This is a genomic window from Streptococcus pluranimalium (assembly GCF_047785745.1).
GTDB lineage: Bacteria > Bacillota > Bacilli > Lactobacillales > Streptococcaceae > Streptococcus > Streptococcus pluranimalium_B.
On record NZ_JBLOJT010000067.1, the window covers coordinates 1 to 9,466 of the forward strand.

Here is a 9,466-nt window from a genome sequence, read left to right on the forward strand (position 1 = left end):
GTTATATGCTTAGTTTAAGTTTTTTCTAAAAAGGTAATGGAAGCAAGACCTAAGAAGGATTGTTTCAAGAATTTTTCAAAAGCTTTCCAATTAAGACTTGGATCTGTTACCATAAACTGAAACATTTCTTGATTTTCTTGATAAAATACCTGAGTCAATGTGAAATCATTTCTTTCATAAAAAGCAAGGCGTTTTAGTCGCTGATGATAGTTATCAGCTTTAGCATCCATCGGTTCAATACTTAAGATCATATGCCGATCATCTGCCAATTTTTTTAAATCTGCTAGCATTTGACTACCAAACCCTTGCGAATGATGTTCAGGATTGACGCCTAAATAAGTGATAAATAAGTAATCTTTATCGTGCATGATATAGGCAAAGCCAATAAACTTCTCCTCCTGATAGTAGGCGTATGCCGAAGCTATCGTCCGATAACTGTTTAATATTAAGAAAGTAAACGGAAGACGCTCTTCAATAGGAAAAACTGTTCGATAGAGCTCTCTCACCTGCTTATAAGTTTTTGAAAATAAGGATACAGATTGCCTCCTAATGTTTACCATTGTAAGTTCACCAACTCCTTTGTTTCCTTATAGGCAGTGTCAACCTTCTGCTGTAATGCTTTATCTATTTTTTGACGATATTTTCCCCCTGCGATAAAATCCTCTAAAATCATAACACGGTAATCATACAGTTCATAGCCTTCTGGAGCGAAGGTCCCTTTGGGTTTTGCTTCAACTAAAGTTGGGTGAGCTCTTACTGTCTTGATACGTGTTTTGTTATTAGATTTTTCAAAGGTCACATCCATTAGTAGCCCTCGTTCAGACCATTTATTTTCCATGATTTCTGCTCGTTGATTAGAAATGAAATTTCCCATAGAATAGATAATCAATTTCTTCTCACCTTCTATCTCCAGGGTTTCTGATGGTTGGATAACGTGAGGATGACCTCCAAAGATAAGGTCAGCGCCCCATGATACCATCTTATGGTAGAGCTTGACTTGCTCTTCAGTAGGTTCTAGGGCATATTCTATGCCCATCTGTGGCATAACTATAGTCACATCGGCTTCTTTTTCTGCTCGTTCTAATTCTTTTTTGATCTTTTTGGTATCAAGATCAGCCATATGTTTCTCATACTCTTGCTTTATTAGATTGGCTTCCATACCATTATAACCGTAAGCATAAGCTAAAATTGCAATTTTGATACCGTTAACCTCCTTAATGAGAAAGCCTTCTTGATTTCTATCTTTTTTGTAGAACCCAATGGTATCCAGCCCTAAATTATTAAAGGTCTGTGAGGTATTGATTGCGCCAGCCAATCCAGAATCTAGAATGTGATTATGTCCTAAATCTATAACATCATAACCTGTTTTTTGTAAAGTCTCTGCTATTTCCACAGGAGCATTAAATAAGGGGTAGCCAGCAAGAGGATAATCAGGAGAAATCGTTCCTTCAAAATCACCAATAGCCAAATCAGCCTTAGAAATACGATCAGTCACATAGGTAAAGTAAGGCTCAAAATCATAAGAACCATCTTCTTTTAAAGCACTTGCATATAAGATATCGTGAATAAGAATGTCACCGTTAGCAACAATGCGGGCTTGTTTAAGGTTAGTTGTTTTTCTGGATGTCGATCTAGTCATTGACTGATGGAGATCATGAAATCCAGCGAAAAGTAAAGATAGCCCTAAAAAGCCTAAGCAACAGTTTCTGATTAATGTCAAACCTTTCATCCTATCACCTCCTAAAAACAGTATAACATAAATGAAAACAGATGAAAAACAGCGCTTTCAAAATCACTTATTATGAGATCGAAGCTGCAAGATTTATGACTAATTTTTCCTAGCTTTTAAACTAAAAAAGAGAAGACCAAGACGGTCCTCTCTAAATCTTCGTTTTCTATCAACTTCTGATGGCTGATAAAAGGTGCCCCAAATAGGGTTTTCTAATAGTTATTAGAATTTTTTACGTTTGCGAGCTGCTTCTGATTTACGTTTACGTTTTACAGATGGTTTTTCATAGTGTTCACGTTTACGTGCCTCTTGAAGAGTACCAGCTTTAGTCACAGAACGTTTGAAACGACGAAGTGCATCATCGAGTGATTCATTTTTACGTACGACTGTTTTTGACATTGATTTCACCTCCTCAAGATAAGATACCATTTACACGGTCTTATTCATTATACTTTAAAGTGGCTAACTTGGCAAGACTTTTATAACTTTTTCTGCCATCAATGGTCAAAAATGCCTCTTAAAAGCTTTTTCAATTCTGGTAGGAGCTCCTCTTCAAACCACGGGTGTTTGCTTAGCCAGATATTATTTCGAGGTGACGGATGGGGCAGAGGTAGATAATCAGGCAAATAATCTTGGTAAGCTACCACACGGTTCGTTAAGGTCCTCTTATCTGTCAAATAATAATCCTGAGCTGCCTTACCTATTAGCAATGTCAGTGTAATATTTGGCATCTCTTTCATTAGAAGCGAGTGCCACTTCTCTGCTTGTCCTTTGCGAGGTGGTAAATCACCTGATTTTCCCTTTCCTGGAAAGTAAAAATCCATGGGTAAAATAGCAAATTGTCCCGACTCGTAAAAAAACTGCTCATCAACATCTAACCATTGTCTTAACCGATCCCCACTCGGATCTTGAAAGAGCTTCTGCTTTTCTTGCGCTTTTAGCCCTGGTGCCTGGCCAATCAACAGAACTTTGGCAGTTGGACTGACTTGATAAAGTGGTTCAATACCAGCTGCCGTATAAACGTGATTAGCCGTATCTGCCTTAATGGCTTCATAAATACTAGTCATTGTCATCATTTATCTCCTTTGGCGTCTTTAGAGTAATCTTAACTTTTTGATCTGAGCCATCGCGACTCTCTGCTAAAACTTGCTCTATATAGGTCACTGCGAAACTATCTGGGTGATTTGTCTTAACCTCTTGATATATTTTCTTTCGATAGACATGTTCTTCCATCCAATGGTTATCTATAGGTTGACCTGTAAAATAAGCTAAGTTAACCGATTCAATAATGGTTGATACTTCTTCTGCCACATCGCCATCATACCATCCTTCATCATGTAGTCTCATATGAACCAAGAGATTACTAGCATCATTAAAAATGCTGTCCATATACTGACGATGATTGATTAAGTCCTGATTGGTCGCTGACTGCTTTTTCAACCAAAGCTTCATATCTAGGGCTAGTTGCTGATAATACAAACTATCCTTCTCAAATCGCAATTCACCAATACTAGCTGGAGGTATAGAGAAAGCTCCTGTAACAATTTCAGTTAAGCTAGTACCACCAATCAGGGTGTCTTGCTTGATATTTTGAGTATGGATATGCCCTGATAAAGCAATCTTCTGATCATACTTAGCATATAGTTTTCTCAAATCTGGTGCATTATCCAAAGTATATCCTTGCTGTGGTTGTTGATGCTGATTGAGCACATTATGGTGCATAACAGGAATAACTAAAGCCCCTTGCTCCTTAGCAGCTGATAATTGCTTCTCAATGAAAGACAAAGTTTTTTTCTTCAAGCGTCCATTTGTAGCAGGTGCCCCCTTTCCAACGTCATCACTATAAATATTAGAATCAATCATCAAAAACCACTGTTTGGGGCTGACTTTCGCTAGGTAAGTCAAGGAAGATTTGTCCCTTGCATCAGCCTCCTGATAGCCAAAATCAGCCATAAGCGTTTCAAAGTCATGTTTTGAAATTTGCTTGGTTTTATACTGCTTATTCCCCCGAAACTCACGCGCCCATCCGTCCGCAATATCATGATTGCCAGGTTCAACAAGAACTTGAATGCCATTTTTTTCAAAAGTTTGAAAAGTCTCTGATAAATCCTTCAAACTTTGGTACTCTCCATTAAACGTCAAATCACCACTAACGATTAATAAGTCCGGCTTTTCTCTTTTTGCTTGAAGAAGTAAGGCTTCCATTCTGTCTTTACCATACCGCAAATCCTTACCAGCCGCCGTCGCTTGAATGGTTTTAAAGGCACTTTTACCATCTTGTAAATCAGGTGATAATTGGTGTAAATCAGTAATGATCCAAACCTTTTTTATAGCATTCTTTGTCCTACTATCTTCTCTCCAAGTGGCTAGAAAGACAAAAACTAACAAAAGGAATAGACTAACCAGTATAGTTCTTAATTTCTTAGTCACTTGTATCCCCTTTCTATCATCATCCTAGTTCTATCTTAACACAAGTCTCGCTGACCAGTGACCCTCAAGTAAAAAAAGAAGCCTCTAAGTCAAGAATTGACTTAGAAGACTCATTTTAGTTTCGTTTCGCTGCTTTTAGACTTGTTTGCTTTAAAATAGCTTGAACAATCGCTTGATTACCCTCTAAATTTGGATGCAGTTGATCACTAAACCACTCTGGATGATTTTCAGTTCCTTTATATTGATCAATCACTGATACTCCTGCTTTCTCAGCTATTTTAGGAATCAGCTTTCTTAATTGACCATCTACAACTTTATTATTAGGATAAGTGGGCTGCGGATTTTCAAAAAAGACACGAGGTGGAATCATGATATAGATTTTAGGATGACTCTCTAAAGCTTGGTAACGCTTAATGACTGCTAAGTATTCTTTTTGATAACGCCTAGGTTGCCAGTAAACTTCTCTGGAATCATTGGTTCCCAACATGATAATGACGATATCGGGATTCACTTTAAAGGATTTTTTAGCTAGAGGCTCTTTAAAATAAGGTTTCGCAGTATGAGACAATAATGTCCTGCCACTTAAACCAAAATTGATAACGTGATATTTTTGTCCTAAAGCCTCTTGTAACAAAGCTGGATAAGAGTCTGTCTCTCGAGTTAACGCAACTCCTACTCCATAGGTAATACTATCACCGACAGCTGCAATGGTAATTTTATCTTTTTTATCTGAGGTATCACTGGACTCAAACAAACGGGTAAAACTATAGATAGCGGTTATAATCAATATGATGTAAATAAAACGATCAAACCACTTCTTTCTATGTTTAGTCATCGGATGCCTCCTTTCAGATATTCTCCATTATCTGATATTTTAGATGAAATTTCAAAGAAAATAACTAATGCTCGAAGAAAAACAAAATCTGACTAGGAAAGAAGCCGCAAGTAGAACCGAAGTTCATCAAGGTAAACTTGACAACGTCATCTTTTGATTTTCAATATTATAACAATTCCAAATATATGAAAAAGCTAGTCACCAATAGACCAGCTTTCCATAATTAGGCTAACATCAATCTCTTAAGCCACTTCAAATTGTGAATTATAAAGATCCGCATAGAAACCATTTTCAGTCATCAAGGTTTCATGATTACCCTGCTCGATGATGTTACCATCTTTCATGACCAAAATTAAATCAGCGTTTCGGATGGTTGACAAACGGTGAGCGATGACAAAGGATGTTCTGCCTTCCATAAGTTTGTCCATGGCTTTTTGAATCAACTCTTCCGTACGTGTATCGACAGATGAGGTAGCTTCGTCCAAAATCAAGAGCGGTGCATCTTTCAAAAGAGCACGTGCAATAGTCAAGAGCTGTTTCTGACCAACTGACAAGGTTAAGGTATCATCCAAGACACTGTCGTAATTTTTAGGAAGGGTCATGATAAAGTGATGGATTCCAACAGCCTTGGCCGCTTCAACTACTTGCTCATCTGTGATATGAGTCTGGTTGTAAATCAAGTTTTCTTTGATCGTCCCTTCAAAGAGCCAAGTATCTTGTAGGACCATTGAGAAGGCATTATGGACTTCTTCTCGCGTCATATCGTACACATTGACTTGATCGATACTAATGCTACCACTGTTGATCTCATAAAAACGCATAAGGAGATTGACAATGGTTGTTTTACCAGCCCCTGTCGGACCAACAATGGCCACCTTTTGACCAGGTTTGGCTTGAGCTGAAAAATCCTTAATAATCGTTTTTTCAGGTGTATACCCAAAAGTCACATGGTCAAAATCAACATGACCTTTAATGTCTAATAATTGCTGATTTTTAGAACTTTCGTCTTCCATTTCAGGCGCATCGAGGAATTCAAAAATTCTTCCCATCGTTGCTGAAACAGTTTGCATTTGTGTAGCCCCCTGAGCCATTTGCCCAAGAGGTTGAGAGAAGATACGAACATAAGTCATAAAAGCGACAATAGTTCCCATCGTAATGTCACCATCAATGACCAGTTTAGCTCCAACCAAGCAGACCATAACATAGCCAAAATTACCAATAAACTGCATCATGGGCATCATAATCCCCGAGAAAAATTGGGACTGCCACACACTGCTGTAAAGATTTTGATTGAGCTCTTCGAATCTTGTTTTGGCTTGTTCTCTGGCATTGTAAGAAATAACCAGATTATGCCCTGTATAAGTTTCTTCAACGTAACCATTAATCGCTGCTAAATTATCTTGCTGGCGTTTAAAGAAAGGTTGGCTTTTCATCATAATGACCATACTTAGCAAGAAACCTAAGAGAACTGATCCAATCGCTGTCCCAGCCATGACACCATTGGTTTTAAACATCATGATAATGGAACCAACTAAGAGCACACTAGATGAAACAAGGATGGTCAAACTCTGGTTTAAAGCCTGGGTCATATTATCCACATCATTGGTCACACGTGATAGAGTATCTCCCTGTGAATGAGCGTCAAAATATGACAAAGGCACACGGTTAATTTTTTCAGCAATGGCTATGCGCATGCGTTGTGAAAAATGCTGAATCATAGTTGAAATGATAAAGCTAGCCGAGTAAGACAAAATGGCACCGCCACCATAGAGAAGGGCGAGTTGGGAACCGATATCCTTGATTTTAGCCATGTCAACCGTGCCAACAATACCTTCTGTAATAACGTCGGTAATTTCTTTTAGCTTATCCGGTCCAATAACCGTAATGATACTTGAACAGATGGTAAACATAATAGCCAGTACAAAAACAAACCGGAAGCCTTTCAAGAAAGGAAGAGACTGGCTGATTAATGATTTTTTCTTAATTGTCATGTTCCAATTCCTCCTTAGATAATTGTGAATAGGCAATTTCTTGGTAAACGCTGTTGTTTGCCAAAAGTTCCTTATGAGTGCCTTGACCAACAACCTGACCTTGATCCAATACTAAGATTTGGTCCGCATCCATAATAGTTGAAATCCTTTGAGCAACAATGAGTTTGGTCATCTGTCCCGTTTTTTCATTTAAGGCCTGACGCAAAATACGATCCGTCTTGTAATCAAGGGCAGAGAAGGAATCGTCAAAAATCAATATTTCCGGTTTACGAGCAAGGGCACGCGCAATCGCCAATCGTTGGCGTTGACCACCAGAGAAGTTTGTTCCACCTTGTGCCACTTCCGTCTCAAGTCCGTCTTCTTTAGCCTGGACAAAGTCTTTAGCTTGAGCCAATTCTAGCGCATCCCAAATAGCTGGATCATCTGGTTGTTTTTGACCGCTCTCACCAAAAGTCATGTTAGAGCGAATAGTTCCACTAAAGAGTACAGCTTTCTGAGGGATATAACCAACTTTATTATTGAGTTCCTCATGACTGTAATCCTTAATATCAATACCATCAACTAAAATCTGACCTGACGTCACATCATAAAAACGTGGTAAAAGTTTAACCAAACTTGTTTTACCAGAACCAGTTGACCCGATAAAGGCAATCGTTTGACCTGCACTAGCTTTGAAGAAGATATTTTCGACAACTGCTTCTGATTCTTGGGCATATTTGAAGGTAACATTTCGGTATTGTACTTGGCCTTTTTCAGCTAATTTCTCAGTTGATGTTTTCTTGAAGATAATGCTTGGTTCCAAAGAAAGCACTTCATTAATCCGCCTTGCTGACACCAATGCACGCGGTAGGATAATAAAGATAGCGACCATCATCATAAAGCCCATGACAACTTGCATAGCGTAGGATGAAAAAACAACCATATCACTAAAAACAGTAATACGATCTTGAAAACTTGTCATAGCAGCTGCCCTTGACGTCATCTTGATAGCGATATTATCAATCATCTGAGCCCCAATCCAATAAATAGCCAAGGTCAAACCACTGGAAACTACTGTCATGACTGGATTCATCAAGGCAAATAGGCGACTGACAAAAAGATTCAAACGAGTCAGAGCTAGGTTTTGCTCTGAAAATTTTGCATCTTGATAGTCTTCAGCATTATAGGCACGGACAACACGAATTCCTGATAGAATTTCACGCATGGTCGCATTTAGCCCATCAGTGTGTTTTTGGACCATTTGTAAACGCGGAAAAGCAAAAATCAAAAGAGTTGCTAACAAGAGCATGACTACTGCAACCGCAATAGCAACGGACCAGGTCCACTCACTACTCTTACCCCAAATCTTGGTCAAGGCCCAGATTGCCATAATAGGACCACGTGTTACTACCTGCATACCCATGGTAATTAAAATTTGTAACTGCGTTAGGTCATTGGTTGTTCTGGTTAAGAGGCTTGGTACGGAGAATTGTTTGATCTCAGCATCGGAATAATCCATAACCTGATTGAAAATTTCGGAACGCAAACGCGTCGTAAAACTAGCTGCTGTTCGAGCTGCCAAAAAACCGACACAAACTGCCATGATAAAACTGCCTAAAGCCAGTCCGAGCATTTTCCACCCCGGTTCCATAATATCAGCTGTCGTTGTTCCTTTTTCCTGAAGTAACTTAGTAATATCTGACATGTAGGCTGGTGTTTCAATATCCATCCAGACAGCTAAACAAATAAAAACGCTAGATAGGGCAATCATCGCCCACTCTTTACCATTTAAATGTTTCAATAATTTAAACATCGTTCTCCTCTTTGTACTTCTTTAAATTAGTTTGGAGTTGTTCTAACACCCGATCTACTGCACTCGCGTCATCAGGACTGATGCCCGCAAAAAGATGTGTCATTAAATCGACATGAAAATCTTCCAAAGGTTCAATTTTAGAAATCCCTTTTTTTGTTAATACTAAACGTTTATAACGTTTGTCTTCTAAAGAAGTCTCCAGGCATAGATAACCATTTCGCTCCATTCGCTTCACTAAATTGCTAGCAACAGACTTAGAAATATGGAGACGCTGCTCAATGTCTTTGATAAATATCTCTTCATCCTGGTGTTTAAAAAGATAATACAAAGCCTTGCCTTGAGGCCCTTTTAAAGGCTTGATATCATATTTCTGAGCTAATTCACCAGAGGCTTGCTCCAATTGTGCAATGACTGTTTTAAAAACTTGCAAAGGATTTTCCATAAAACCACTTCCATTATTTAATCATTTCAGTATTATAGTTCTCAAGAGAACTAAAGTCAACTATAAAGTTCTTATGAGAACTTTATAGTTGATGATAAGCGTATGATTATGTCAAAACAGTCACCAAAACGTCTCTTTTCGTAGCTCTCATCGCTTTAGGCATGAAAAAAGAGAGAACCAAAACGATTCTCTCTAGATGTTAATTATAAGTCACCCACTACAGTTGACGAAAAACCTCAATTAAAAA

Annotated in this window: 9 protein-coding genes; all 9 read right to left on the reverse strand. The window is 38.4% G+C overall.

What is annotated here, in order from left to right; all coding sequences use genetic code 11:
* Positions 1–14: 14 nt before the first annotated feature.
* Entirely contained in the window at positions 15–560 is a 546-nt protein-coding gene (locus ACMZ6U_RS07330; RefSeq protein WP_416107533.1) for a GNAT family N-acetyltransferase, read from the reverse strand.
* On the reverse strand, positions 554–1,729 hold the full coding sequence (locus ACMZ6U_RS07335; protein ID WP_416107535.1) for a CapA family protein: 1,176 nt from the start codon (positions 1,727–1,729) through the stop codon (positions 554–556). Before ACMZ6U_RS07335 ends, ACMZ6U_RS07330 begins: the two co-directional genes overlap by 7 nt.
* 222 nt (positions 1,730–1,951) lie before the next feature.
* Positions 1,952–2,128: a 30S ribosomal protein S21 gene (gene rpsU / locus ACMZ6U_RS07340; protein ID WP_002884573.1), complete on the reverse strand. Its 177-nt coding sequence runs from the start codon at positions 2,126–2,128 to the stop codon at positions 1,952–1,954.
* A gap of 98 nt (positions 2,129–2,226) precedes the next feature.
* Positions 2,227–2,805: a uracil-DNA glycosylase family protein gene (locus tag ACMZ6U_RS07345; RefSeq protein ID WP_416107537.1), complete on the reverse strand. Its 579-nt coding sequence runs from the start codon at positions 2,803–2,805 to the stop codon at positions 2,227–2,229.
* On the reverse strand, positions 2,789–4,159 hold the full coding sequence (locus ACMZ6U_RS07350; RefSeq protein WP_416107539.1) for a metallophosphoesterase: 1,371 nt from the start codon (positions 4,157–4,159) through the stop codon (positions 2,789–2,791). Before ACMZ6U_RS07350 ends, ACMZ6U_RS07345 begins: the two co-directional genes overlap by 17 nt.
* Before the next feature lie 115 nt (positions 4,160–4,274).
* Positions 4,275–4,994, reverse strand: a complete 720-nt coding sequence (locus ACMZ6U_RS07355; protein ID WP_416107541.1) for a GDSL-type esterase/lipase family protein — start codon at positions 4,992–4,994, stop codon at positions 4,275–4,277.
* Positions 4,995–5,236: 242 nt separating this feature from the next.
* Positions 5,237–6,985 carry an ABC transporter ATP-binding protein gene (locus ACMZ6U_RS07360; RefSeq protein ID WP_416107543.1) on the reverse strand — a complete coding sequence of 583 codons (1,749 nt, stop codon included), beginning with the start codon at positions 6,983–6,985 and terminating at the stop codon, positions 5,237–5,239.
* A complete protein-coding gene (locus ACMZ6U_RS07365) occupies positions 6,975–8,777 on the reverse strand; it encodes an ABC transporter ATP-binding protein (protein WP_416107545.1) in 1,803 nt (600 codons plus the stop codon). The genes ACMZ6U_RS07360 and ACMZ6U_RS07365 overlap by 11 nt, the downstream gene beginning before the upstream one ends.
* Complete coding sequence (locus ACMZ6U_RS07370; RefSeq protein ID WP_416107547.1) at positions 8,770–9,219, reverse strand: MarR family winged helix-turn-helix transcriptional regulator; 450 nt, start codon at positions 9,217–9,219, stop codon at positions 8,770–8,772. The genes ACMZ6U_RS07365 and ACMZ6U_RS07370 overlap by 8 nt, the downstream gene beginning before the upstream one ends.
* Positions 9,220–9,466 lie beyond the last annotated feature (247 nt).